Genomic DNA, 25,047 nt, shown 5'->3' with positions numbered 1-25,047 from the left:
ATCAGCCCAGGTACGCCTTGCGCAGATTCCCGGTCCGCTCGAGCTCGGCGCCGGGACCGTCGAAGGTCAAGGTCCCCTTCTCCATGACCAGGGCCTGGTCGGCGTAGGGCAGCACCCCGACGTTCTGCTCGACGAGCACGACCGTCGTCCCGTCGGTGTTGATCGCCTTGACGATCCCGAACACGGTCTGCGCCAGCTTCGGGGACAGGCCGAGCGACGCCTCGTCGACGAGCAGCAGCCGCGGCTCGGCCATGAGGGCCCGGCCGATCGCCAGCATCTGCTGCTCCCCGCCGGACAGCGTCCCGGCGAGCTGGTCGGCGCGTTCCTCCAGCCGGGGGAAGTAGCCGAAGACCCGCGCCATCCGGGCCTTCATCCCGGCCCGGCGGGTCCACGCGCCGAGTTCGAGATTGGTGCGGACCGAGAGCCCGGCGAAGACCCGGCGGCCCTCCGGGGACAGCGCCACCCCGCGGGCGACCACCTCCGGCGCCGAAAGTCCGCTGATCTTCGTGCCGCCGAAGCGGATCTGGCCGGACCAGGTGGGCAGCAGGCCGGCGATGGTGTTGACGGTGGTGGTCTTCCCGGCGCCGTTGAGGCCGAAGACCACGGCCGTCTGGCCCTCCTCGACGGCGAACGAGATCCCCTGGAGCACCGGCAGCGCGCCGTAGCCGGTGCGCAGGTCCTCGACCTCGAGCAGGCTCACGAGGCCTTCTTCCGGGTCCGCTTCGGCTTGGCCGGTGCCACAGCCACCGTGCTCTCCCCGCCGAGTGCCGCCTGCTCGGCCGGCTCCTCGGTCTGCGCCAGCGCGTCCGGCGCCTCCCCGCCGAGGTAGGCCGCGACCACCTCGGGGTGTGTGCGGATCGTCTCCGGTGGCCCTTCGGCGAGCAGCCGGCCGAAGTTCAGCACGTAGACGTAGTCGCAGACGCTGGTCACCAGCGGAACGTGATGCTCGATGAGCAGCATGGTCAGGCCGAATTCCTTGCGCAGCGCCACCAGCCGCTCGCCGAGCTGATGCGCCTCCTCCGGGCCCATCCCGGAGGATGGCTCGTCGAGCATCAGCAGGTCGGGATCGGTGGCCAGGGCGCACCCGAGCTCGAGCAGCTTGAGCCGCCCGTAGGGCAGTCCGGCGATGACCGTGTCCCGGACGTCGGCGAGTCCGAGGATCTCGAGGATCACGTCGGCTCGCTCGGTGAGCTCGCGCTCCTCGGACAGCGACTGCGCGCTGCCGACGATGCCGCCGAGGGCGGAGTAACCGGCCTTCAGATGCTGGGCGGTTTTGAGGTTGGCCAGCGCGGTCTCGGTCTTCACCATCCCGACGTTCTGGAAGGTCCGGCCGAAGCCGAGCGCGGCCTTGCGGTGCGGCGGCATCCGGGTGACGTCCTGTCCCCGGTAGATCACCTGGCCCTTGTCAGGCTTGTAGAACCCGGTGATCGCGTTGAAGGCGGTGGTCTTCCCGGCCCCGTTCGGCCCGATCAGGCCGACGATCTCCCACTCGCCGATGTCCATGGTCAGGTCGGCGAGCGCCTGGAGGCCGCCGAACCTGATCGAGATCTCCCGGACCTCAAGCACCGGCATGTGACGCCCCCTGGTCGGGCTCCGCGACCTCCGAGCGGAACCGGCCGCCGCTCATCCAGCGCACGATCGGGGCCAGCTGCTGGGCGAGGCCGCCGGGATTGAACGCCAGCGTGAGCAGCAGCAGCAGGGCGCCGATCAATGCGGGCCCGAACTGCAGGACGTTGGACGCGAGCTGGCCCGGGAAAAGGTTGGCGAACGACTTGAACGGGCCGAGGTTCGAGATCACCGTGTTGATCACCGCGAACAGCACCGAGCCGACGACGACCCCGACCCGGGACCCGGCGCCACCGACGACCGTCATCACCACGAAGACCAGCGCCAGCGCGAAGTTGAAGTTGGATCCCACGAATTCCTGGGTGCCGAACGAGTAGAGCGCCCCGGCGATGCCGGCGATCGCCCCGGACAGGACGAACGCGAGCAGCTTGTACCCGACCACGTTGATGCCCATCGCGGCCGCCACCCGCTCGTCCTCCTTGATCGCCCGGAAGGCCCGGCCGGCCTTTGACCGGGTGACCCGGACATCGAGGTACAGGGCGACCGCGACGAAGGCCAGGCAGAACAGGTAGAAGTGGCCGTTGCCGAGCAGCCAGCCCGGCCGGTTGGCCTGCTCGCCGGCGCCACCGCCGGTCAGCGCCGGCAGCTCGAACAGCGAGTTGGCCAGGGTGATCCCGAAGACGAGGGTGATCAACGCGAGGTACAGGCCGCTGATCCGCAGCGCGACGAAGCCGATGACCAGCGCGAACAGCGCACCGGCCACCCCGCCGATCGCGATCGCGGCCGGGAACGGCAGGCCGTGCGAGGTGTAGGTGTAGGCGGTGAACAGCGCCCCCGCGCCGACCAGCCCCTGGTGGCCGAGGGAGAGCTGCCCGGTGTAGCCGAGGATGACGTTGAGCGAGAGCCCGACCAGGGTGTAGATCGCCGCGGTCGTCGCGTAGAAGCCCAGGTTCGCCCCGGTGGAACCCGGGATCAAGCCCAACACCACCAGGCCGCCGAGCAGCAGCGCCGCGACGGCGCCGCGGGCGACGACTCCGCCGACTCCGGCCCGGTGGGTAGGCCGCTCGACGGCGACCTCGTAGGTCGGCGCGCCGACCGCCATCAGGTCTCCTTGCCGAGCAGGCCGGTCGGGCGGAACAGCAGCACGAGCAGCAGCAGCGCGAACACGACGAGGAGCGACCCGCCGGGCACCGACGCGGGCATCAGGTTGTCGGCGAACTGCTGGACCACGCCGAGCAGCAGGCCGCCGAGGAAGGCACCCGGCAGGCTGGTCATCCCACCGACCACCGCGGCGATGAAGCTGAAGACGAGCGGCGCGGCGCCGTTGAAGAAGCCGCTGAGCTTGCCCGGGATGAACGCCCCGCCGGCCTGGTAGACGATCGCGGCGACCGCGCCGAGGAAGCCGGCGAGGGCCCAGGTCAGGGCCGAGATCCGACCCACCTTGATCCCCACCCCGCTGGCGGCGGTCGGCTCCTGGGAGACCGCGAGGATCGCCGCCCCGTAGCGCGTCCGGAAGAAGACCACGGCGGCGATCGCCACCACCACCAGCGCGAGCACGGTGACGATCTGCGTCCAGCCGTAGATGTAGGCGGTGTTCGACGAAAGCGAGCCGAACAGCGAGAACTGAGACGGGCCGCCGATCGAAGGCAGGATGTTCTTCACGTCGGTGCCGGTCATCACGGCCTGGAGGCTGACCAGGGCGAGCGCGACCCCGGCGGTGGCCACCAGCAGGGTCGCCCGGGGGGCATGGAACAGCGGACGGATCACCAGCCGCTCGACGATCAGGCCGGTCAGGACGCCGGCGGCCAGCCCGATGAGGATGGCCAGCCAGAGCGGCAGCTTGGGAAACGGCCCGAGCCCGTTGACCGCGGCGACGGTGACGAAGGCCCCCATCCCGCCGAGCTCGGTCTGGGCGAAGTTGAAGATCCGGTTGGACTTGTAGATGAGCACGATGCCGATCGCGAGCAGCCCGTAGACGCAGCCGTCGACGATCCCGGTGACGAACGGGGAGCCGACGCTGCCGGCGAAGGTGAAGGCGAGCTGATGCATCTAGGTGATCGGCCCGTTGCCCACCGTGACGTACTCGGCCTTCTGGCAGCTCAGCTGCTCGATCCAGGCTCCGGTCCCGCCGAAGTGTCCGCCGCCGAAGCTGATCGTCGGGAACACGTCGAACTGCCGGCCGTAGGTCCCGGTGAAGTGCGGCATCGCCGCGATGAAGTTGTCCCGGGTGAGGTTCTGGATGCTGCCCACGGACGAGAGCATGTAGTACAGGGCCTCGTTGGTCGCGTAGATGTCCATCTCCAGGTCCCGCTCCTGCGGGGCGGCGTCCGGTGCCGGGTTGTTCTCGTTGGAGAACCCCGGCGGCTGGCGGTCCAGGCCGAAGAACGGGGACAGGAAGGCCGCCTTGACGGTGGCCTGCTCGCCGCAGACCGGTCCGGCGACCAGGTTCTCACCGTTGGTGATCCCGGGGCCGACCCAGGCCGGGGTGTAGAGGTCCTTGGTCGCCGACTGGATCATGTCGATCCAGAAGTTCGGGTCGACGTCGAGGAACACCGTGCCGGAGTTGCCGGTGAATTTCTTGGCCGTAGCCACCGTGTTGTCGGCGTCGCTCTGCGAGAACGCCTTCGGCGGACGGATGATCGTGTAGGTGATCCCGTGCTGGCTGAGCACGCTGGCCATGGCGTCGGTGACGTCCTGGAAGTTCGGCGTGTTCTCGGTGACGATCGCCCACTTGTTGTGCGCGTTGGACGCGTAGAGCTGGTTCGCCATCGCCCAGACCTCGGGCGTCTGCTGTACGTAGGTCTGGCTGATCGAGAAGTAGTTGAACAGCCCGGTCAGCCCGTTGGTGGTCACCCCGGCCGACAGGTACGGGGTGTGCGTGGAGGCGAGCACCGGATCGGTGGCGCAGGCCTGGATCTGGTCGGTCCCGGCCCCGCCGACGACCAGGAAGTCCTGCTGGGACAGCTGCTCGCACACGTGCCGGGCGACTGTCGCGTTGTACTGATCGTCGAGGAAGTCGACGACGACCTTGCGGCCGAACAGGGTGTGGTTCTCCCAGAACAGCTTCGCACCGTTCGCGAAGGCCGCCACCGGCACCGGTGCGGCGCCGGTCTGCGGCGCGTGCAGCCCGAGGCGAATGGTGGTGGAGCTGATCCCGATCCGCTCGTAGGCGGGGGTGTTGCCGCCGCTCGACCCGGTCCCGGTCCCGGTCCCGGTGCCAGTGCCAGTGCCAGTCCCCGTGCCGGTGCCCGTACCGGTCCCGGTGCCCGTGCTGGTCCCGGTGCCCGTGCCACTGCCGGTGCCCGACCCGGTCCCCGTGACGGAGCCGCTGCCCGGGACCCCGCCGGACCCGGTCCCGGTAGAGGTCCCTGTCCCCGTCCCGGTGCCGGCGCCGGTGCCGTTCCCGGACCCGGTCCCGGTTGCCGCGGCCACCCCGGTGCCGTTCTGGCCCAACGAGGCCGTCCGGAGGGCCTGCGCCGCCCCGTTGCTCAGACCGCACGCGGTGGTCGCGGCGAGCATGACCGCGCACGTGGCGATCCAGCGTCGGGTGCGCAACGGGCTGGTCATGTTGGTCTCCCGGGTGGGCGGTTAGGAGGCGGAATGGGGCAGGCCGATCAGCGGGCGGCGGCCGCGCGCCGCGGAGTGCCGGCCACGAAGGGCCCGGCTGACCCCGCGGTCACGGTTGGTCCGGACCGGAACCCGGGCGTCGCCCAGGACGAGTGACACGGCGAGCAGCAGCAGGAACAGCAGCCCGGCGACCACCCAGAAGCCGGCCCCCGGCAGCGCGCTCGTCGCGGCGAGGGTGAGCGCCCGGGGTGCGGTCGTGGGCGCGACGACGGGCGCGGGCCCCGCTGCGGTGGTCGTCGCTGTGGTCGTCGACGCCGGCACGGTCGGTACCGGGCCGGGCAGTACGCCACCGCCGCTGCTCACCGTTCCGCCGCCCGCGGCGGACGGGATCGCCGGCGGGGCATTGGCCGGCGGGGCGGGGGCGGCCGCGGACGCGGTGGCCACGACGACCGGTGCCGGGGGCAGGTAGGTCACGCTCGCGGTGAGCTTCTCCAGCGCGGACTTCGGCCCGAACACCACCTGGTACGGCGCAGTGGTATTCGTCGGGCTGTCGGTGATGCCCACCCCGAGGTTGAGGGCGCCGGGCGCCACCCAGGCCTGGGCGATCGAGGCGATGTCGACCGCGAACGTCTTGCCCTTGTCGGGGGTGGTGACCTTCGGCGACGTCGCCGTGCACGAGTCGCTCGGCTTGCCGGAGAACGAGTCGGCGCCGGCGCCGCCGGACCAACCCGAGGTGCTGGCGCAGGCGAGGATGTCGGTCGAGGTCGGGTTCACCTGCTGGGCGCCGCTCGAGGGGTCCACCGGCAGGCTGATCCGGAACGCGGTGATGGTGGATCCCCGCGGGATCGAGGTCACGTCGAAGCCGAGGAAGGTCGCCTTGTCCGGGCCCGTCTCGCTGCCGTTTCCGGTGGGTCCCTCGGGTCCGGCCACCGCGAGGTCGCCGGCGGGCACGGTCTGGTCGGGAAGCGCCTGCGGCGGCGAGATGCCCTGGCCGGCCAGGTCGGTCTTCTGCTCCCGCCAATACCAGTCCGACTGGGCGAGCGCGACGTGCACGGTGACGGCAGAGCCGGCGCTCGCCGGCGGGATGCCGGCGGCGGCGGCCGGCAGCGCGGCCGCCGCGAGCAGTGCGACGGCGCCCGCCGAGCAGGTCACCAAGCGGGCAACGGTGCGCACACAGCCTCCCCAGTCCCGGCCGGGCATTCCGCCCGGTGACACAGCGGTTCGACATTGCCGCCGGATTTCCTGCCGGTTGCGCGGAGCGTACTGACACGATCACCCGGTGCCTCGAGGACCCTTCCGCGACCTGCCCCGCGAGGTCGGGGTGCTCGCGGCGGTGGGTTTCGCCGTCGCTGTCGGGTTCGGCATCGTCGCACCCGCGCTGCCGGTCTACGCCCGGCAGTTCGGGGTGGACCGCACCGCGGCGGGCGTGGTCATCAGCGTGTTCGCGGTCATGCGGATCGTGTCCGCCCCGTTCGTCGGCCGGCTCGTCGACCGGTTCGGGGAACGCCGGGTGCTCGCGACCGGGATCGGCATCGTCGCGGTGAGCAGCGCGCTGGCCGGGTTGGCCGGCTCCTACCCGGAGCTGGTCGTCCTGCGCGGATTCGGCGGCCTCGGCTCGGCGATGTTCTCCGTGAGCGGCATGACGCTGCTCCTGCGCAGCGTGTCGGCCGGTCAGCGCGGGCGGGCGACCGGCATGTACTCCGGAGCTTTCCTCGTCGGCGGCATCACCGGCCCCGCCCTCGGCGGCGTCGTCACCGGCGTGTCGATCCGGTTGCCGTTCTTCCTCTACGCCGGCACCCTCGTCGTCGCCGGCGGCATCGGGCTGCGCCAACTGCGCCCCCGAGTGGGGAGCGCAACCGGGGGCGGCGCGGCCCCCGGTCCGCGGACATCGTTCCGGAGCGCCCTGCGCCATCCCGCGTACCGGGCGGCCCTGGCGGCCAACCTCGCGGACAACTGGGCCTCGATCGGCGTGCGGAGCGCCCTCATCCCGCTGTTCGTCGTCGACGTGCTGCACCGCTCGTCGCTGGTCACCGGGGCGGCCTTCGTCACGGTCGCGGTCGTCAACGCGGCGGTGCTGTTGCCGGCGGGGCGGCTCGCGGACACGATCGGGCGCCGCCCGATCCTCGTCGTCGGGCTCTCGTTCTCGGCGATCGCGCTGGGGCTGCTCGCCGTCGTCCCGGGCGTGACCGGCCTGTTCGTCGCAATGGCCGTCCTCGGTTTCGGCTCCGGCCTGCTCGACGTCGCCCCGGCCGCGATCGTCGGGGACGTCGCCGGGAACCGCGGCGGCACGCTGGTCGCCGGCTACCAGATGAGCGGGGACCTCGGCACCGTCGCCGGACCGGTGGTGGCCGGGCATCTCGCCGACGTCGCCGGCTACGGGGTGGCCTTCGGCGCCTCCGCCGGGCTGGTCGGGCTGGTCGCGGTGCTCGCCGCGACCGCCCCGGAGACCCGGACCGCAACCGGCCCGGCGGCGCCACCGGTGGTCGCCGAGGTGGGCGGGTCCGCCCATCCGGTCAGCCCAACGCCGCCACCAGATCCTCGATGAGGTCGTCCGGGTGCTCGATCCCCACCGAGAGCCGGACCAGATCGCCCGGCACCTCCAGCGGGGACCCGGCGGCCGATGCGTGGGTCATCCGGGCCGGGTGCTCGATCAGCGACTCCACCCCGCCGAGCGACTCGCCGAGGGTCCAGAGCCGGGCGCGCTCGCAGACCGCCACCGCGGCCGCCTCGCCACCGCCCAACCGGAACGAGACGATCCCGCCGAAGTCGCTCATCTGCCGGGCCGCCAGGTCGTGGCCCGGATGCGTCGAAAGTCCCGGGTAGAGCACGGCGGAGACCGCCGGGTGGTCGGTGAGAACCGCGGCCAGCCGGGCGGCGTTGGCGCAGTGCGCCCGCATCCGCACCCCGAGGGTCCGCACGCCACGCAGGACGAGCCACGCATCGAACGGACCGGCGATCGAGCCCAACGCGTTCTGATGGAACGCCAGCTCCTCCCCCAGCTCCGCGCGAAGGCTCACCAGCGCCCCGCCCACGACATCCGAATGCCCGCCCAGGTATTTCGTCGTGGAATGGACGACGACGTCGGCCCCAGCGGCCAACGGTTGCTGGAGGCACGGCGAGGCGAAGGTGTTGTCGACCGCCAGCAGCGCCCCGGCGTCGCGCGACACGGTGGCCAGCCCGGCGATGTCGGCGATGCCGAGCAGCGGGTTGCTCGGCGTCTCGCACCACACGATCCGGGTCCTCGGGCGGATCGCCGCCGCCACCGCGGCCAGGTCGGAGAGGTCGACCGGGGTGTACTCGAGCCCCCATCGCTCCAGCACCCGGGCGAAGAGTCGGTAGGTACCGCCGTAGGCGTCGCCCGGGATGACCGCGTGGTCGCCGGGTCGGCAGACCGTGCGGAGCAGGCAGTCCTCGGCTGCGAGCCCGGACGCGAAAGCGAGCCCGCGCGCCCCTCCTTCGAGCGCGGCGAGGCAGGCTTCGAGTGCCGCCCGCGTCGGGTTGCCGGAGCGCGAGTACTCCCAGCCGCCTCGGGGCCGGGCGACGCCGTCCTGTCGGTAGGTCGAGACCTGGTAGATCGGTGGCACGACGGCGCCGGTCAGCGGGTCGGGCTCCTGACCTGCGTGGATCGCGAGGGTGTCGAATCGCATGTCGGCGAGCCTCGCACGGCGGGAACATTCCGGCCCGGGCGATCCGTTGCGCAGGTGTGCTGTTCTCCCGTCACAAGTCCGCACTCCCCTCCGCCGACGAGGCGCTACCCGGCCGGGACACCCCGATCCCGGTACCCGCGCGCCATGAGGTGCTCGGCACCCCGATGGTCCCGCCGTTCCCCGGCGGCCTCGAGGTGGTGTCCTTCGGCCTCGGCTGCTTCTGGGGCGCCGAGCGGCTGTTCTGGCAGCTCGACGGCGTGTACACGACGGCCGCCGGCTACCAGGGCGGCCTGACCCCCAACCCGACGTACGAGGAGGTCTGCTCCGGGCGGACCGGTCACGCCGAGGTCGTCCGGGTGGTTTTCGACCCGGCCCGGATCGGCTTCCGCGACCTGCTCAAGGTCTTCTGGGAGTCCCACGACCCGACCCAGGGCATGCGGCAGGGCAATGATCACGGCACCCAGTACCGAAGCGCGATCTTCATCTCCAACGAGACCGCCCTCGCCACCGCGGCCACGACAGCCGAAGCGTTCCAGCCGCTGCTGGCCGCCCGGGGCTACCCGCGGATCACCACCGAGATCGCCGATGGCGGGCCCTTCTACTACGCCGAGGACTACCACCAGCAGTACCTGGCGAACGTGCCGAACGGCTACTGCGGGCTGGCCGGGACCGGGGTCTCCTGCCCGGTCGGGGTCGCCACTACCTGACCCCGCGGTCAGTGCGCGAGGAAACCGAGCAGGTCCTGGCGGGTGATGATCCCGGCGGGCTTGCCGTCGACGAGCACCAGCGCGGCATCCGCTTTCTCCAGCGCGCTGAGCGCCGCGCTCACCGGCTCGCCGGAGCCGATCATCGGCAGCGGCGCGGACATGTGCCGCTCGATCGGCTCGTCGAGCGCGGTGCGGTCGGTGAACACGGCGGCCAGCAGTTCCCGCTCGACTATCGAGCCGACGATCTCGGCGGCCATCACCGGGGGTTCGGCCCGGACCACCGGCATCTGGGACACCCCGTATTCGCGCAGGATCCCGATCGCCGAGCCGACCGTCTCCTGCGGATGGACGTGCACCAGCTCCGGCAGCTGGGCGCCCTTGCGGGCCAGCACGTCGCCGACCCGGGACTCGGTGGAGTCGGCGCTGAGGAAGCCGTAGTCGGCCATCCACTCGTCGTTGAACACCTTCGACAGGTAGCCACGCCCGGAGTCCGGGAGCAGGACGACGACCAGGTCCTGCGGCCCGAGCCGGGCGCCGACCCGCAGCCCGGCGGCGACCGCCATGCCGCAGGACCCGCCGACGAGCAGCCCCTCCTCGCGGGCCAGCCGGCGGGTGAGGTTGAACGAGTCCTTGTCGCTCACCGCCACGACCTCGTCGCAGACCGACCGGTCGAACGTCTCCGGCCAGAAGTCCTCGCCGACCCCTTCGACGAGGTACGGACGGCCGCTGCCGCCGGAGTACACCGAGCCCTCCGGGTCGGCGCCGATCACCCGCACCCGGCCGGCGGAGACCTCCTTGAGGTACCGGCCGGCGCCGCTGATCGTGCCGCCGGTCCCGATCCCCGCGACGAAGTGGGTCACCCGCCCGTCGGTCTGCGCCCAGACCTCCGGCCCGGTGGAGCGGTAGTGCGACTCGGGGTTCGCCGGGTTGGAGTACTGGTCGGGCTTCCAGCCCCCGGGGGTCTCGCGGGCCAGCCGGTCGGAGACGTTGTAGTAGGAGTCGGGATGCTCGGGTGCGACCGCGGTCGGGCAGACGACGACCTCGGCGCCGTAGGCCCGGAGCACGGCGATCTTGTCGCCGGCGACCTTGTCCGGGCAGACGAACACGCACCGGTAGCCGCGCATCTGAGCGACGATCGCCAGCCCGACCCCGGTGTTCCCGCTGGTCGGCTCGACGATCGTCCCGCCTGGGCGCAGCTCCCCGGAGGCCTCGGCCGCGTCGATCATGGCCACGGCGATCCGATCCTTGACCGACCCGCCGGGGTTGAAGTACTCGACCTTCGCGAGCACGTCCACGGTCAGCCCGGCGGTCACCCGGTGCAGCCGCACGAGCGGCGTGTTGCCGACCAGGTCGATCAGCGAGTCGTGGACCTGCACGGGGCCACCTCCGTGCGGCCAGCGTAGGCGGCCCGGCGGCCAGGTAGCATTGTTACCGGTTGGTAACCAGGGAGGCCCTCCGTGCGTGAGCTCGCGATCGAACTGGCCCCCGGCGTCTACCGCATCCCCACCGCGCCGGCCGACCTGATCAACAGCTACGCCTTCGTCGAGGCCGACGGCGCGGTCACCCTCGTCGACACCGGGCTCAAGCGGGCGTCGAGGCGGATCGCGGCCGGCCTCGCGGCGATCGGCCGCTCGCTCGCCGACGTCCGGCAGGTCGTCCTCACCCACAGCCACTTCGACCACGCCGGTGGCCTCGCCGGGGTGCTGCGGGGCGGCGCCGGGGCCGTCGTGGTGCACGAGCGGGACGCGACCTACCTGCGGACCGGGCGGCCGCCGGCCCTCGACGCGTCGACCCGTCGCGGGCGGATCCTCAACCGGCTGCCCCGTGGCGGCTTCGAGGCCACCGAGGTGACCCGCGAGATCGCGGACGGCGAGCTGCTCGACGTGGCCGGTGGGCTGCGGGTGGTGCACACCCCGGGGCACACCCCGGGCCACGTCAGCCTGCTCCACGAACCGACCGGGATCCTGATCACCGGCGACGCGGTCTTCAACGTCCGCGGGCTGCGCTACTCCCCGGCCGCGTTCTGCACGGACGTCGCGCTGTCCCGGGACAGCGCCGACCGCCTCGCCGACCTCGCGTTCGACCTCGTCGCGTTCACCCACGGCGCCGAGATCCGCCACGGGGCGCGGACGGCGCTTCAGGCGTTCCTCGGCGGGCGTCCCCGGTGAGTCGGCGCCGGACGGTCGCCGGGGCCGCGGGCGGCGGGGCCGGCCTGGTCGGCCTCGGCTCGATCGGGCTGCTGCGGTTCGAGGCCCGGCTCGCCCGGCGCAAGATCCCGGTGCTCGCCGGGCCGCCGGCCGCCGACGGCGACTACGGCGCCGCCGGGCGCGGGGCCCCACTCCGGCTGGCGCTGATCGGCGACTCGTCGGCGGCCGGGATCGGGGTGGACTCGCCGCGGGAGACGCCGGGGGCGCTGCTCGCCGCGGCCCTCGCCGAGCAGACCGGGCGGCCGGTCATCCTCCAGGTCGCCGCCGTGACCGGAGCCCGGTCGCGGGACCTCGCCGGCCAAGTCGACCGAACGCTGCTGACCCCGCCGCACATCGCGGTGGTCTCGATCGGCGCGAACGACGTCACCCACCGGGTCCGCCGGGCGCACGCGCTGACCGACCAGCGCCGGGAGGTGCGGAGGCTCGTTGAAGCTGATGTGGCTGTTGTCCTCGGAACCTGTCCCGACCTGTCCGCGGTCCGCCCGATCCCGCATCCGCTGCGCGCGCTCGCCGGTCGGTGGTCCAGACGGATGGGGCGCGCCCAGGAGCAGCTGGCGGGGGACGGCGTGATCGTCGTGCCGCTCGGCCGCTGGCTCGGGCCCCGATTCACCGCCGATCCCGGGTTGTTCTGCCCCGACGGCTTCCATCCCTCCGCGGCCGGCTACCGGGTGATCGTCGAGACCGTGCTCCCGGCGGTCCTGGCGGTCGCCGGCCCGGCTCCGGGTAGCCTTCCTGCACACGTCGAAGGAGCAAGCTCATGACCGAGGCCGTCATCGTCGCCACCGCCCGCTCGCCGATCGGCCGGGCCTTCAAGGGATCGCTCAAGGACCTGCGCCCGGACGACCTGACCGCCACGATCGTCCAGGCGGCGCTGGACAAGGTGCCGGCACTCGACCCGGCCGACATCGCCGATCTGATGCTCGGCTGCGGGCTGCCCGGCGGCGAGCAGGGTTACAACATGGGGAGGGTCGTCGCCGTCCTGCTCGGCTACGACACGCTGCCCGGCACCACCATCACCCGCTACTGCTCGTCGAGCCTGCAGACCACCCGGATGGCCTTCCACGCGATCAAGGCCGGTGAGGGCGACGCGTTCATCTCGGCCGGTGTCGAGATGGTCAGCCGCTATGTCGCCGGCACCAGCGACTCCCTTCCGAACACGACGAACCCACGGTTCGCCGACGCCCAGGCCCGGGCAGCGAAGCTCGCCGACGGCGGCGCCCCGGTCTGGCACGACCCGCGGGCGGACGGCCAGTTGCCCGACGTCTACATCGCGATGGGGCAGACCGCGGAGAACGTCGCCGGGCAGCGGGGCATCACCCGGGAGCTGCAGGACGAGTTCGGCGTCCGGTCGCAGAACCTCGCGGAGAAGGCGATCGCCAACGGATTCTTCGAGCGGGAGATCACCCCGGTGACGACGCCCGACGGCACAGTCGTCGCCAAGGACGACGGCCCACGCGCGGGGGTGACGATGGAGGCGGTGTCCGCGCTGGCGCCGGTGTTCCGGCCGGACGGCACCGTGACCGCCGCCAACTGCTGCCCGCTGAACGACGGCGCGGCGGCGGTCGTCATCACCAGCGACGCGAAGGCCGCCGAGCTGGGCCTGACGCCGCTGGCCCGGATCGTCTCGACCGGCGTGTCCGGGTTGAACCCGGAGATCATGGGCCTCGGACCGGTCGAGGCCAGCAAGCAGGCCTTGGCGCGGGCCGGTCTGACGATCGACGACATCGACCTTGTCGAGATCAACGAGGCGTTCGCCGCGCAGGTCATCCCGTCCTATACCGAGCTCGGGATCGACCTCGACAAGCTCAACGTGAACGGGGGCGCGATCGCGCTCGGCCACCCGTTCGGGATGACCGGGGCCCGGATCACGACGACACTGCTCAACTCGCTGGCGTTCCACGACAAGACCTTCGGACTAGAGACGATGTGCGTCGGCGGCGGGCAGGGCATGGCCATGATCATCGAACGGCTGAGCTGATTCGGTCCGGCTGGGGGCTTGTGCCGGGCGCCTCGGCTGGGGCACCCTCTCGATAGCCCGTTCACCCGCCACAGGAGGCGCCATGTCGCTCCATCACTCCGAGGAAACCCACCAGTCGCTGCTGGCGCGGATCCCCGAGGTGACCGGGCGCGACCTGCCGACCTGGTTCCAGGCGCTGGAGGCCGGGCCCGGGCTGGTGCGTTTCGACGAACGGGTGAACTGGCTGCGAGACGAGCACGCCCTCCCGCACGGCTACGCCCGGGCGATCGTGCACGAGCACGACCTGCGCCGGGCCGCCAGCCGCGGCTGAGCGCCGGCGTGGACGTCGACGCCGCGCTCGAGTTCATCCGGCACAACCACCACGGCGTGCTCGCCACCCTGCGCCGGGACGGCACCCCCCAGCTCAGCCCGATCGACGCCGGCGTGGATGCGGCCGGTCGGATCGTGATCTCGACCCGGGAGCCGGCGATGAAGGCCCGCAACCTGCGCCGGGACCCGCGGGCCTGGTTGTGCGTTTTCCCGGACTCCTTCTACCCGCGGGACGGGCGCAGCCACGTCCAGGTCGACGCCGACGCCGAGGTGGTCTCGCTGCCGGAGGCGATGGAAGGCCTGGTCGACTACTACCGCGGGATCTCCGGCGAGCACCCGGACTGGGACGACTACCGGGCGGCGATGGCGCGCGACCGGCGCTGCCTGATCCGACTCGTCGTGACGAGGGCCGGGCCGGACGCCGCCGGCTGAACGTGCGACACTGCCGTCATGGCGATGGTGCGCTTTTACCCGGACCGGCCCCCGGTCCTCGACGCCGCCTGAGCTTCGACCGACCGCCCCGGGCCATCCCGGGGCTCGTCCCGGGGTTGCCCCAGACCCCAAGGAATCTCATGATCACCGCGTCATCGCCGGCGCCGATCGACGTGCCCAGCGTCGAAGCCGGCCGGGCCCTCATCGACGAGGTCGACCGCGACATCCAACGGCTGCTCGCCCACCGGGCGCAGATCTCCCGGGCCATCCAGGCCCTGCGGGTGGCCGCCGGCGAACCGCGGGTACAGCACCAGCGGGAGAACGAGGTCATCGCCGGCTACCGCCGGGCGCTCGGCCGCCCCGGGGTAGCGGTCGCCCTCGCCGCCCTTGGCTACTGCCGCGGCGACGCCGGCTGAGCCGGCGGCTCGCCGGTCGAGCGGGGCGTGGGTCTCGCATTCGGTTCACCAGCGGTCCCCGAACCCCTGCGGTCGGCGTGGCCACGGCTACCGCAGGGGGCTGCGCTGGACCCCGAATCGCCGAGTGTGCAATTTCCGACAGGGGGTCACGCTCGCGACGGGCCGGAACCCGTCGGAAATTGCACACTCGCTGCGACTGGGCGGCGCGCGATGCCAGGCAGAGCCGGCGCGGCGGTGCCCGGGGCGGTGCCCGGGGCGGGATTCGAACCCGCACGGTCTCGCGACCAAGAACTTTTAAGGATCCTGCGTCTGCCTGTTCCGCCACCCGGGCGCCGAGGTCAGGGTAGCCGCCCGGTGGCTCAGCCGGCCCCCGGCGGGCGGGCCGGCTCGTCCGGCGCCGCGGCCCGTTCGAACTCCCCGCGCGGATTAGTGAACGACCCCAGCGACACGATCTCCCGGTGGAACAGCAGGGCGAGAGTCCAGTCCGCGGCGACCCGGACCTTGCGGTTGAACGTCGGCATCCGGCTCAGGTGGTACGTCCGGTGCATCAGCCAGGCCGGCCAGCCGGTGAGCTTGATCCGGTAGATCTCCGCGACGCCCTTGTGCAGTCCCAGGCTCGCCACCGAGCCGGCGTAGGCGTGGCGGTACTCCTCCGGCGGTTCCCCGCGCAGGGTCGCGAGCACGTTGTCCGCCAGCCGGCGGGCCTGACGGACCGCGTGCTGCGCCGACGGGCCGCAGAACCGACCGGGGGCGGTGAGGTCCGGAACCGCCGCGCAGTCCCCCGCGCACCAGGCGTCGGCCACGCCCTCGACCGTGAGCATCGCGGTGCAGCGAACCCGGTTCTTCTCGTCCAGCGGCAGGTCGGTGCTGCCGACCAGCGGGTTGGGCCGCACCCCGGCGGTCCAGACCACCGTGTCCGCCTCGAACGACTCGCCGTCGTCGAGCTCCACCGCGCCGCCCACGAGCGACTTCACCCGGGTGCGCAGGCGGACCTCGATGCCGCAGCCGCGGAGCCGGTCGGTCGTGTAGGCGGACAGGTCCGGGCTCACCTCCGGGAGGATGCGCTCCGCCGCCTCCACGAGAACCCAACGCATGTCCCGGTCGCTCAGGCGCGGGTAGAGGGGCAGGGCGGAGCGGGCCATGTCCTCCAGCTCGGCGAGCGCCTCCACCCCGGCGTACCCGCCGCCGACGAAGAGAAAGGTGAGCAGCCGTCGGCGCAGTTCGGGGTCCAGCACGGCGGCCGCGGTGTCCAACCGGGCGAGCACGTGGTTGCGCAGGTAAATCGCCTCGGCCACCGTCGTGAAGCCGATCCCGACCTCGGCGAGGCCGGGAATCGGCATCGTCCGGGGCACCGATCCCACCCCGAGGATGAGCACGTCGTAGCCGATGTCGCGCCCCGGGCCGCGGTCCGGGGCGAACCGCGCGGTGCGCCCGGCATGGTCGATCCCGGTGATCCGCCCGGTCAGCACCGTGGCACCGCGTAGCTCCTTGCGGAGCGGAACGACCACGTGGCGCGGCTCGAGGTTGCCGGCCCCGGCCTCCGGCAGGAACGGCTGATAGGTCATGTAGGCCTGCGGGTCGACGACCGTGAGGGTCGCCTCCCCGGGTCGGAGCCGGCGCTGGAGCCGGAGCGCCGAATACATGCCGACGTAGCCGCCGCCGACGACGAGGATGCGCGTTCCCGAGCGAGTGGGCACCATGCCGGGAAGTTACCCGGGTGGCCCGGGGGGTATCCATTTCCGGGTCGTACCTCCCCGAATCGCCGGTTTGCTGCCAGACTCTGCTCGTCAGGCCGGTCGATAGGGCCGAGAGGACGGGGCAGATGCGCGGAGGCCGACACCGGCGTCGCCCTGAAACCGCCCCGCGCCCGGAGCCGCGGGTGACCTACACCGCGCTGCTTCGGATCCCCGAATTCCGCTCGCTGTACGCCGCCCAGGCGCTCTCGCTCGGCGGCGATCAGGTCGCCCGGATCGCGGTGGCTCTGCTCGTCTTCCAGCGCACCCATTCGCCGCTGCTCACGGCGGTGAGCTACGCCACCACCTACGCCACCTGGCTGCTCGCCGGCCCGCTGCTGGCCACGCTCGCCGACTCGCTGCCCCGCCGACGGCTGATGATCGCCTGCGACCTGCTGCGGGCCGGGCTGGTGCTCGGGATGGTTGCCGCCGCCGGCACGTTATGGATCATGTTCGTGCTGCTGGCGTGCGTGACCATCCTCGACGCTCCCTTCCAGTCGGCCCGCGCCGCTCTCCTGCCCAGCGTGGTCGCCGGCGAGCAGTACACGATGGCGCTCTCGCTCGCCTCGATCACCAACCAGGTGGCCCAGGTCGCCGGGTTCGGCGCCGGCGGGATCATCGTGGGGGCGGTCACCGTGCGGGGCGCGTTGGGTATCGACGCGGTGACTTTCCTGGCCTCGGCCCTGCTCGTCCGGGCCGGGGTGCACTGGCAGGCGGCCGCGCTCAGCGGGCCGCGGCGGATGCTCGGCAGCGCCGGGGAGGTGCTCAGGCTGCTCTGGCGCAGCCCGCTGCTGCGCAGCCTGCTCGCGCTCACCTGGTTCTCGGCGGCGCTCGCGGTCGTGCCGGAGGGGCTGGCGGTGGTCTACGCGCACCGGCACGGGGCCGGACCGGTCGGCGCCGGGCTGCTCACCGCAGCCCTGCCGGCCGGGCAGGTTGTCGGCGCTGTGCTGTTTGTCCGGTTCGGGACGGATCGGCTGCGCAAGCTGCTGCTCCTCCCGCTGGCCGTGCTCTGCTTCGCGCCACTCGTGGCGACCCTTGCCGACCCCGGGCTGGTCGTGACCTACCTGCTCTGGGCCGCCTGCGGCGCGGGGGCCTCCCTGAGCGTGATCACCTATCAGCTGTTCACGACCGCGGTGCCGGACGAGGTCCGCGGCCGGGCCTACGGGATCGCGAGCACCGGCCTGCTGGCCGGCCAGGGGATCGCGCTGGTCGTCAGCGGAGCCCTGGCCGAGCGGTCGAGCGTCCACGCGGTCGTCGGCTGGGCCGGCCTGATCGGCCTGGCCTGCACCGCGATGCTGGCCATCGTCTGGCCGCGCCGCGCCATCGCGGAGATCGGCTGGGACAGCTCAAGTCCCGGCACAGCGGCGACGAAGACGACGGAGATCACACAGGAAGTAGCCAGATGACGGTGTTGGCTGCGTTCGGCCGTGGGCTCCAGCGCCCCCGGCTGAGCTCGACCGCCCGGGTCTGGCCGATCAACGGCGCCCTCGCCATCCTCACCGTGGCGCTCCTGGCGGGACTCCCGCACGGCGTCCCGCCCGGCATCCGCTTGCACGTCGCCTGGTGGGTGCTCATCCCGGCGTTCTGGTTCACGACCACGTTCGGGCTGGACTTCGAATTCCGCCAGCAGGCCCGCACGATGTATCTGGACCAGCTCTGCCTCCTGATCGGCCTCTATTTCTGCTCGCCGGTCGGGCTGATCGCGGCAGGGACGCTGGGGCGTGCCCTGGCGCTCGTCCCGAGGCGACAAGACCCCGCCAAGTTCGTGGTCAACCTGCTGAGCGTCGCTACGCCTACCGCGCTTGCCGAACTGATCTTCCGCGCCTTGTGGCCAACCGGGCACTGGACCGGGGCGATCACGTGGCCGGCCGCCTTCGCATCGGTCCTCACATTTCAGCTAGCAGCCTACTGCTCGATCCGCGTCGCCATCGCAGCCGTTGAGCGTCGGTGGCGCTGGCAAGAGTTTCTCGAGCCAATTCCGCTGGACATCTTCACCGTTCTTGTCGTCACCTGCCTCGCTCTCGTTGGCGTGGCCAGCCTTGCCTACGACCCGGAGACCGGGATTGTCCTTGCGCTCTGCGTCGGGCTCTGCCTGGTGGCCTTCCGGGCCTACAACCAGGTGGCCGCCCGCCACCGCGCCCTGGAGCGGCTCTACGCGTTCGCCCGAGTGCTCGGCCCGGTCGTCGCCGACCCGGCCGATCTCGGGCCCACCCTGTCCGAGCTCCGCCTGCTGCTGCACGCCGACCGGCTCGAGCTGGCCCTGCTCGCCGGCGACGATCCGGCCACCGTGTTCGCGGTAGGCAACGGCGGGGACACCCTCGAGGTCAGCGCCTGGGACGCCGCGCACCTGCGGGCCTCGACCCGCGCGATCCTGGAGTCGAGCCGGACCTCGTTGCTCGACCGGCCGCACAGCCGGCCGTGGGACAGCCGCCCGGCCGGCTCCGAGGACCGGATGGTCGCCCGGCTCGGCGCCTCCGATCCGCCGGTCGGCCTACTGCTCGCCGAACACCGCAGCGGCCCGGTCCGCGGCTTCGACCACAACGACCTGCGCCTGCTCGAGGCGATCGCCAGCCAGCTCGGCACCGCGCTCGAGAAGGGCCGGCTGCTCGAGACGCTGCGCCGCGCGGCGACCAGCGACCGGCTGACCGGGCTGCCGAATCTGGAGAGCCTGCGCACGCACCTCGGCGAACAGCTCGCGGTGCAGGACGGCGAGCGCGGCGTCGTGGTCCTGTTCATGGACCTGGACCGGTTCCAGGACGTCAACAACACGCTCGGCCACGACGCCGGCGACGCGCTGCTCATCGAGACGGCCCGCCGGCTCCGGGAAGCCACCCCGACCGGTGGGCTGTGCGCCCGGGTCGGCGGCGACAAGTTCGCCATAGCGCTGCCCGGCTCGGCCGGCAGCGAGGTCGCCCGGCTGGCCGCGCTGGCGATCAAGTCCCGGATCGAGGGCCCGGTCCGCTTCGGTGAGCTGTCCGCCGACATCCGGCTCACGATCGGGATGTCCCGGGCCCCCCAGCACGGCAGCGACGCGATCGCCCTGCTCCGCCGGGCCGAGATGGCGATGTCGGCCGCCAAGGGCACGACCGGCGGGATCGCCGAGTGGGAGGCCGACCAGGAGCGCGACGGCGCCCGCCGGCTGCACGTCCTCGGCGGCCTGCGGTCGGCCCTGGCCAACAGCGAGCTGGAGGTCTCCTACCAGCCGAAGCTCCGGCTCGGCAGCGGCGAGGTCGTCGGGGTCGAGGCGCTGGCCCGCTGGCGGCACAGCGAACTGGGCTGGATCTCCCCGCTGGAGTTCGTCCCGCTGGCCGAGGCCTCCGGGCTGATCGGCGCGCTGACCACCAACGTGCTGCGCGCCGCTCTCACCACGTGCCGGTCCTGGCACGACCGCGGCCTGCGGATCGGCGTCGCCGTCAACCTCTCGGCGCGCAGCCTCACCGATCCGGTGATCGTCGGCCAGGTCGCCGCGCTGCTCACCGCCACCAGCCTGGACCCGCGCTGGCTCACCCTGGAGATAACCGAGAGCAGCGTCATGGAGAACCCGGCGCAGAGCATCGACGTTCTCCACCAGCTGCGCTCCCTCGGGGTCCGGCTGGCGATCGACGACTTCGGCACCGGCTACTCCTCGCTCACCTACGTGCGCGGGCTCCCGGTGCACGAGGTGAAGGTGGACAAGGCCTTCATCGACAACGTCGCCAACGACCGGGCCGACCGGGCGGTGGTCCGGGCGATCGTCGAGCTGGCGCACAGCCTCGGGCTGACCACGGTGGCCGAGGGCGTCGAGAGCGCCGACCAGGCGCTCGCGCTGGAGACCCTTCAGATCGACGAGGTGCAGGGCTTCTTCTACGCCAAGCCGATGCCGGCCGAGACCGCCACCGACTGGCTGATGCTCCGCCGGCCATCGGCGCGGCGCTGATCGGCCCGGAACGGGGCAAAAAAAGATCCAGGGGTTGGGACCCGGTGTAGCGCCGCCGAGTCCCAGCCCCTGGAGCTGGTAGAACTGTTCTAGACCCCGATTTAGGGCCAGCCCCAGCCTCCGTTCATCCGAGCTCACATCCCCTCAATGCCTCGCAGTCACCACATGATTACTCCATCTGGCGTAGCCGGCTAGGCAGGTTGGCCTAATCCATCCAAAGTTTTTTCGCCCAGTCGGCCTACTAGTGGGGTAATCCGGGCATAACAGCCTGTTGGAAACAGCCGTCTCGGCCGGCCCCAGGGCCCACAGGGGTCCCGCGCGGGGGCTTCAGACCGGGATCACCGCGGCCGGCCGCCCGCCAGCCGCCTCGGTGGCGCGCGCGAAGACGGCGTCGATCATGCCCGCGGTCAGCCGGCCGGTGAACGTGTTCTGCTGGCTCGGGTGATAGCAGCCGAGCAGCAACGGACCGTCGTCCCCGAGACGTTGCTCGACCCCGTGCCCGAACGCCGATCGGCGGGCCGGTAGCGGGTATCCGACGGCAGCCAGGGCCGGCCGCAGGCTCTGCCAGGCGAAGCCGCCGAGGGCCACGACGACCCGCAGCGTCGGGGCCAGGAAGCCCAGCTCCCGTTCCAGCCACGGTTGACAGGTGTCCCGCTCGATCGGGGTCGGCTTGTTGGCCGGCGGCGCGCAGCGCACCACCGCGAGGATCCGCGTGTCGATCAACCGCTGACCATCGTCGGGCGCCGTGCTGGTTGCCCGCTCGGCCAACCCGGCCCGGTGCAGGGCGGCGAACAGCCAGTCCCCGCTGCGGTCGCCGGTGAACACCCGCCCGGTCCGGTTCCCGCCGTGCGCGGCGGGTGCCAAACCGACGATCGCGATCCGCGCCCGCTGCGGGCCGAAGCCGGTCACCGGCCGGCCCCAGTACTCAACGTCGGCGAAGGCGGCCCGCTTGTCCGTGGCGACCTGCTCCCGCCACTCGACGAGCCGGGGACAGGCCCGGCAGACCGAGACCCGCGCGTCGAGATGCTCGAGCGACGGCGCGCTGTCGGCGAGACGCCGGACGTCGCCGGCCTCCCGGGCCACCGGGGTGGCCCGGGTCGCGGGGTCGTGCGGGCGGCCGGAGCCCGGTTCGATCATGTGCCCCACCGGGGACCTGGACGGGCGGAGCCCACCACCGCGAGCCGGTTTTCACCGCCCGATGCGCACCCGCCGGACCCGCACCCCATCCGTGGCCTCCGTTCGCGCGACCCGAACCGCCAGCGCACCTTACTGACCGACCGGGCCGGTCAGCGATCCGCGAGGGACCAGGCGATGCCGTCGAGGATGTCGTGCTCGCTCACCAGGACGGTGTCCGCGTCGAACCGCCGGCACAGCGTCGCGAGGACCAGGGCGCCGGCGCCGATGACGTCGACCCGACCCGGGTGCATGACCGGCAGCGCCGCCCGCTCCGCCCTGGTCGCGCCCAGCAGTCGCCCGGCCACGCCGGTCACCTGAGCGGCACCGATCCGGGCATGGTGGATCCGGGCCGGATCGTAGTGGGGCAGCTCGAGGGCGAGGGCCGCAACGGTGGTCACCGAACCGGCCAGCCCGACCAGGGTGCGGGCGTCTTGGACGGGGACGGCGGCGGCGACCCGGTCGAGGGCCGCCTCGATGTCGGCGACGGCCGCGGCGATCTGCCCGGCCGTCGGGGGGTCGTCCCGCAGATGCCGCTCGGTGAGCCGGACACAGCCGACGTCGACCGAGCAGGCCGCGGTGACGGTGCCCGTGCCGAGCACGAACTCGGTCGAGCCGCCGCCGATGTCGACGACGAGGTACGGCGCGGCCACCGCCGGGCCGAGCTCGCGAGTGGCCCCGGCGAAGCTGAGCCCCGCCTCCTCGGCTCCGGTGACCACCTCCGGCACCACCCCGAGGATCGCGCGGACACCGGCAACGAACTCGCCCCGGTTCTCCGCATCCCGGGTCGCCGAAGTCGCCACCATCCGGAGCCGGTCGACCCCGGCACCGGCAATCTCGGCGGCGTAGTCCCGCAGCACCCGGAACGTCCGGTCGAGGGCGGCGGCGGACAGCCGCCCGGTGGCATCCACGCCCTCACCCAGCCGGACGATGTTCATCCGCCGCGAGATGTCGCGGAGCGCGCCGGACCCCGGGTCGAGGTCCGCGACGAGCAACCGCAGCGAGTTCGTCCCGCAGTCCAGTGCCGCGACCCGCGTCATCCGGGCCCGACGCAGCGCCCACCCCGACCCCAGTCGTCGAGCCGGGCCAGGGCCTCGTCGCCGAGCGGGTTGACCCCGGGTCCGACGGCGAGCGCGTGCGCGACGAGGACGTGCAGGCACTTCACCCGATCCGGCATCCCGCCGGCGCTCACCCGTTTGGCGAGCGGGACCAGGGCGTCGCGCCGGCGCAGGTAGTCCTCGTGCGCAGCTCGGTACCGGGCCGCCAGCTGCGGGTCACGGGCTAGCCGGCCGGTCATCTCCCGCATGAGACCCGACGACTCGAGCCGGCCGACCGCCGAGCTCGCGCGCGGGCAGGTCAGGTAGTACAGGGTGGGGAACGGCGTTCCGTCCTCGAGCGTCGGGCTGGTCTCGACCACGTCCGGCAGCCCGCATCCGCACCGATGGGCCACCGCCCGCATGGCTCGCGGCTGCCGGCCGAGCTGGACGGCAACGACCGCGATGTCCGCCGGCTCAGCGGCCATGCCCGGTCCGGACCGCCCGTGGCGGGGAACCCGCCGCGACGACGGTCTGCCACAGCTGTCCGTACCAGGGCCGGGTCGACGCCGGCGGCTGCCGCGGCGTGACGCCGCTCGCGCCGGAGCCGCCGACGGGCCCACCGAGCACGAGGTAGGTGGTCTCTCCGGGAAGCACGAAATGCAGCCGGTTCCGGGCCTGCTGCTCCACGTAGCCTGGCGTGGTCCACGCGTGGGCCTGTGCCCGCAGGGCCGCGACCTTCGCCGCGGCGGCCCGGTTCTGCGCGGCCAGCCCGGCGATCTGCGCCCCTTGGGCGAGGTAGATCTTCAACGGCAACGCCAGGGCGAGCGCGACGGTCCCCAAAGTCAAGGCGAGGATGGCCGCCCTGGCGGTCAGCGTGCCGCCGCGGATTCGGACCACGGATCAGACCTGCCCGGCGACTGGGGTGAAGCGGGGGAACGCGGACCCGCCCGGATACCGCGCGGCATCGTCGAGCTCCTCCTCGATGCGCAACAGCTGGTTGTACTTGGCCAGCCGCTCGCTACGCGCCGGGGCTCCGGACTTCATTTGCCCGCAGTCGGTCGCGACCGCAAGGTCGGCGATCGTCGTGTCCTCGGTCTCGCCGGAGCGGTGGCTGATCATCGTGCGATAGCCGGCCCGATGCGCGAGGCTCACGGCGTCGAGGGTCTCGGTCAGCGTCCCGATCTGGTTGACCTTGACCAGCATCGCGTTCCCCACCCCCTCGGCGATCCCGCGGGCGAGCCGAATCGGGTTGGTGACGAAAAGGTCGTCGCCGACGAGTTGGACCCGAGCGCCGAGGACGGCGGTGAGTGCGGCCCAGCCGGCCCAGTCCTGCTCGTCCAGCGGATCCTCGAGCGAAACGATCGGATAGCTGCCGACCAACTCGTCGTAGTAGGCGCTCATCTGGTCGGAGGTCCGTGCGGTGCCTTCGAAGGTGTAGGTCGTGCCCTCGCAGAACTCACTGGCCGCCACGTCGAGCGCGAGCGCGATGTCGCGACCGGGGGTCAATCCGGCTTTAACGACAGCCTCCAGGATCAGGTCGAGCGCATCCCGATTGCTCGGAAGGTCGGGGGCGAAACCACCCTCGTCGCCGATTCCGGTCGACAGGCCGCGGCCTTTGAGTACCGACCGCAGCGCGTGGTAGGTCTCCACGCCCATCCGCAACGCCTCCGAGAAAGTCGTGGCGCCGATCGGCGCGACCATGAACTCCTGGATGTCGACGTTGGTGTCGGCATGCGCGCCACCGTTGAGAATGTTGAGCATCGGCACGGGAAGCACGTGCGCGTTGGGGCCGCCGAGGTAGCGGAACAGCGGCAGCCCGCAGGATTCCGCAGCGGCCCGCGCGACCGCGAGGGAGACGCCGAGGATCGCGTTCGCGCCGAACCGGGACTTGTCCGGCGTCCCGTCCAGGTCGAGCAGCGTCTGGTCGATCAGCCGCTGCTCGGTCGCCTCGAAACCGACCAGCTCCGGTCCGATCTGGTCGAGGACCGCAGCGACCGCGCGGCGGACCCCGCGACCGCCGTAACGGTCCTCCCCGTCGCGCAACTCGACCGCTTCGTACTCGCCGGTGGAAGCGCCACTGGGCACCGCCGCCCGGCCGATCGTCGCATCGTCGAGAGAGACTTCGACCTCGACCGTCGGGTTGCCCCGCGAGTCGAGGATCTCGCGGGCGCCGACGGCTTCGATCGCGGACACGGAAGCCTCCACAGGCGACGGGCGGGAGCGGTGCCCCGCGGTGGGACCTCGCGAGCGTACCGTCGCCAACCGCACCGGCCGGGCTGCCCCGCCGCGGGCTTCCCCCCCGCCTGGCCGATCCAGCCGTAGATCGTTATCCTGCTCGGGAGCATTGGAGGGGGGAAAG

24 protein-coding genes and 1 tRNA gene are annotated in these 25,047 nt (G+C 72.4%); 10 read left to right on the top strand and 15 right to left on the bottom strand.

All coding sequences use genetic code 11. The annotated features are described in order from the left end of the window. Position 1: 1 nt before the first annotated feature. The 6 genes from VNG13_10810 to VNG13_10785 are packed head-to-tail and all read right to left on the bottom strand — an operon-like array spanning position 2 to position 6,306. Positions 2 to 700 carry an ABC transporter ATP-binding protein gene (locus VNG13_10810; GenBank protein ID HVA61007.1) on the bottom strand — a complete coding sequence of 233 codons (699 nt, stop codon included), beginning with the start codon at positions 698 to 700 and terminating at the stop codon, positions 2 to 4. Continuing rightward, positions 697 to 1,572: an ABC transporter ATP-binding protein gene (locus VNG13_10805; GenBank protein HVA61006.1), complete on the bottom strand. Its 876-nt coding sequence runs from the start codon at positions 1,570 to 1,572 to the stop codon at positions 697 to 699. The genes VNG13_10810 and VNG13_10805 overlap by 4 nt, the downstream gene beginning before the upstream one ends. Beyond that, complete coding sequence (locus VNG13_10800) at positions 1,559 to 2,668, bottom strand: branched-chain amino acid ABC transporter permease (GenBank protein ID HVA61005.1); 1,110 nt, start codon at positions 2,666 to 2,668, stop codon at positions 1,559 to 1,561. Before VNG13_10800 ends, VNG13_10805 begins: the two co-directional genes overlap by 14 nt. Beyond that, a complete protein-coding gene (locus VNG13_10795) occupies positions 2,668 to 3,615 on the bottom strand; it encodes a branched-chain amino acid ABC transporter permease (GenBank protein ID HVA61004.1) in 948 nt (315 codons plus the stop codon). The genes VNG13_10800 and VNG13_10795 overlap by 1 nt, the downstream gene beginning before the upstream one ends. After that, the gene (locus tag VNG13_10790; GenBank protein HVA61003.1) at positions 3,616 to 5,133 is read right to left on the bottom strand and encodes an ABC transporter substrate-binding protein; all 1,518 of its coding nucleotides are present in this window, start codon (positions 5,131 to 5,133) and stop codon (positions 3,616 to 3,618) included. Between the two features lie 21 nt (positions 5,134 to 5,154). Beyond that, positions 5,155 to 6,306 carry a hypothetical protein gene (locus VNG13_10785; GenBank protein ID HVA61002.1) on the bottom strand — a complete coding sequence of 384 codons (1,152 nt, stop codon included), beginning with the start codon at positions 6,304 to 6,306 and terminating at the stop codon, positions 5,155 to 5,157. 106 nt (positions 6,307 to 6,412) lie between these two features. On the opposite strand from VNG13_10785, the gene VNG13_10780 reads away from it, so the two are divergent. Next, positions 6,413 to 7,678 (top strand): MFS transporter, encoded by a 1,266-nt coding sequence (locus VNG13_10780; GenBank protein ID HVA61001.1) that lies wholly within the window; start codon positions 6,413 to 6,415, stop codon positions 7,676 to 7,678. Here the strand turns inward: VNG13_10780 and VNG13_10775 are convergent. Further along, entirely contained in the window at positions 7,647 to 8,780 is a 1,134-nt protein-coding gene (locus tag VNG13_10775; GenBank protein ID HVA61000.1) for a cystathionine gamma-synthase, read from the bottom strand. The genes VNG13_10780 and VNG13_10775 overlap by 32 nt on opposite strands. Positions 8,781 to 8,836: 56 nt before the next feature. On the opposite strand from VNG13_10775, the gene msrA reads away from it, so the two are divergent. Beyond that, a complete protein-coding gene (msrA, locus tag VNG13_10770; protein ID HVA60999.1) occupies positions 8,837 to 9,487 on the top strand; it encodes a peptide-methionine (S)-S-oxide reductase MsrA in 651 nt (216 codons plus the stop codon). A gap of 8 nt (positions 9,488 to 9,495) precedes the next feature. On the opposite strand, the gene VNG13_10765 is transcribed toward msrA, so the two are convergent. Further along, entirely contained in the window at positions 9,496 to 10,863 is a 1,368-nt protein-coding gene (locus VNG13_10765; protein ID HVA60998.1) for a cystathionine beta-synthase, read from the bottom strand. 81 nt (positions 10,864 to 10,944) lie between these two features. On the opposite strand from VNG13_10765, the gene VNG13_10760 reads away from it, so the two are divergent. From VNG13_10760 to VNG13_10735, 6 genes are all read left to right on the top strand, one after another. Continuing rightward, positions 10,945 to 11,655 (top strand): MBL fold metallo-hydrolase, encoded by a 711-nt coding sequence (locus VNG13_10760; GenBank protein HVA60997.1) that lies wholly within the window; start codon positions 10,945 to 10,947, stop codon positions 11,653 to 11,655. Continuing rightward, the gene (locus VNG13_10755; GenBank protein ID HVA60996.1) at positions 11,652 to 12,455 is read left to right on the top strand and encodes an SGNH/GDSL hydrolase family protein; all 804 of its coding nucleotides are present in this window, start codon (positions 11,652 to 11,654) and stop codon (positions 12,453 to 12,455) included. The genes VNG13_10760 and VNG13_10755 overlap by 4 nt, the downstream gene beginning before the upstream one ends. After that, complete coding sequence (locus VNG13_10750; protein ID HVA60995.1) at positions 12,452 to 13,672, top strand: acetyl-CoA C-acetyltransferase; 1,221 nt, start codon at positions 12,452 to 12,454, stop codon at positions 13,670 to 13,672. The genes VNG13_10755 and VNG13_10750 overlap by 4 nt, the downstream gene beginning before the upstream one ends. An 82-nt stretch (positions 13,673 to 13,754) precedes the next feature. Beyond that, positions 13,755 to 13,982: a DUF4287 domain-containing protein gene (locus VNG13_10745; GenBank protein ID HVA60994.1), complete on the top strand. Its 228-nt coding sequence runs from the start codon at positions 13,755 to 13,757 to the stop codon at positions 13,980 to 13,982. Positions 13,983 to 13,990: 8 nt separating this feature from the next. Continuing rightward, positions 13,991 to 14,413 carry a PPOX class F420-dependent oxidoreductase gene (locus VNG13_10740; protein HVA60993.1) on the top strand — a complete coding sequence of 141 codons (423 nt, stop codon included), beginning with the start codon at positions 13,991 to 13,993 and terminating at the stop codon, positions 14,411 to 14,413. A gap of 140 nt (positions 14,414 to 14,553) precedes the next feature. Beyond that, positions 14,554 to 14,829, top strand: a complete 276-nt coding sequence (locus tag VNG13_10735) for a chorismate mutase (GenBank protein HVA60992.1) — start codon at positions 14,554 to 14,556, stop codon at positions 14,827 to 14,829. Between the two features lie 247 nt (positions 14,830 to 15,076). Here VNG13_10735 and VNG13_10730 read toward each other — a convergent pair. Together VNG13_10730 and VNG13_10725 are read right to left on the bottom strand one after the other, a co-directional pair. Continuing rightward, a tRNA-Leu gene (locus VNG13_10730) sits at positions 15,077 to 15,160 on the bottom strand. A gap of 28 nt (positions 15,161 to 15,188) precedes the next feature. Beyond that, positions 15,189 to 16,529 carry an NAD(P)/FAD-dependent oxidoreductase gene (locus VNG13_10725; GenBank protein HVA60991.1) on the bottom strand — a complete coding sequence of 447 codons (1,341 nt, stop codon included), beginning with the start codon at positions 16,527 to 16,529 and terminating at the stop codon, positions 15,189 to 15,191. A 179-nt stretch (positions 16,530 to 16,708) separates the two neighbouring features. On the opposite strand from VNG13_10725, the gene VNG13_10720 reads away from it, so the two are divergent. Next, entirely contained in the window at positions 16,709 to 17,968 is a 1,260-nt protein-coding gene (locus VNG13_10720) for an MFS transporter (GenBank protein ID HVA60990.1), read from the top strand. Further along, positions 17,965 to 20,478 (top strand): bifunctional diguanylate cyclase/phosphodiesterase, encoded by a 2,514-nt coding sequence (locus VNG13_10715; GenBank protein ID HVA60989.1) that lies wholly within the window; start codon positions 17,965 to 17,967, stop codon positions 20,476 to 20,478. Before VNG13_10720 ends, VNG13_10715 begins: the two co-directional genes overlap by 4 nt. A 327-nt stretch (positions 20,479 to 20,805) precedes the next feature. Here VNG13_10715 and VNG13_10710 read toward each other — a convergent pair whose 3' ends face one another. From VNG13_10710 to eno, 5 genes are all read right to left on the bottom strand, one after another. Beyond that, positions 20,806 to 21,615 (bottom strand): uracil-DNA glycosylase, encoded by an 810-nt coding sequence (locus VNG13_10710; GenBank protein ID HVA60988.1) that lies wholly within the window; start codon positions 21,613 to 21,615, stop codon positions 20,806 to 20,808. Positions 21,616 to 21,764: 149 nt separating this feature from the next. Continuing rightward, positions 21,765 to 22,691, bottom strand: a complete 927-nt coding sequence (locus VNG13_10705) for a Ppx/GppA phosphatase family protein (GenBank protein HVA60987.1) — start codon at positions 22,689 to 22,691, stop codon at positions 21,765 to 21,767. Next, positions 22,688 to 23,173, bottom strand: coding sequence for a DUF501 domain-containing protein (locus tag VNG13_10700; GenBank protein ID HVA60986.1), 486 nt, complete (start codon positions 23,171 to 23,173; stop codon positions 22,688 to 22,690). Before VNG13_10700 ends, VNG13_10705 begins: the two co-directional genes overlap by 4 nt. Then, positions 23,163 to 23,585, bottom strand: coding sequence for a septum formation initiator family protein (locus VNG13_10695; GenBank protein ID HVA60985.1), 423 nt, complete (start codon positions 23,583 to 23,585; stop codon positions 23,163 to 23,165). The genes VNG13_10700 and VNG13_10695 overlap by 11 nt, the downstream gene beginning before the upstream one ends. Positions 23,586 to 23,588: 3 nt before the next feature. Further along, positions 23,589 to 24,881 (bottom strand): phosphopyruvate hydratase, encoded by a 1,293-nt coding sequence (gene eno / locus VNG13_10690; protein HVA60984.1) that lies wholly within the window; start codon positions 24,879 to 24,881, stop codon positions 23,589 to 23,591. Positions 24,882 to 25,047: the final 166 nt, after the last annotated feature.

The organism is Mycobacteriales bacterium, assembly GCA_035533475.1.
Taxonomy (GTDB): Bacteria; Actinomycetota; Actinomycetes; order DATLTS01; family DATLTS01; genus DATLTS01.
This window is presented reverse-complemented; position numbering and strand designations above follow the sequence as displayed.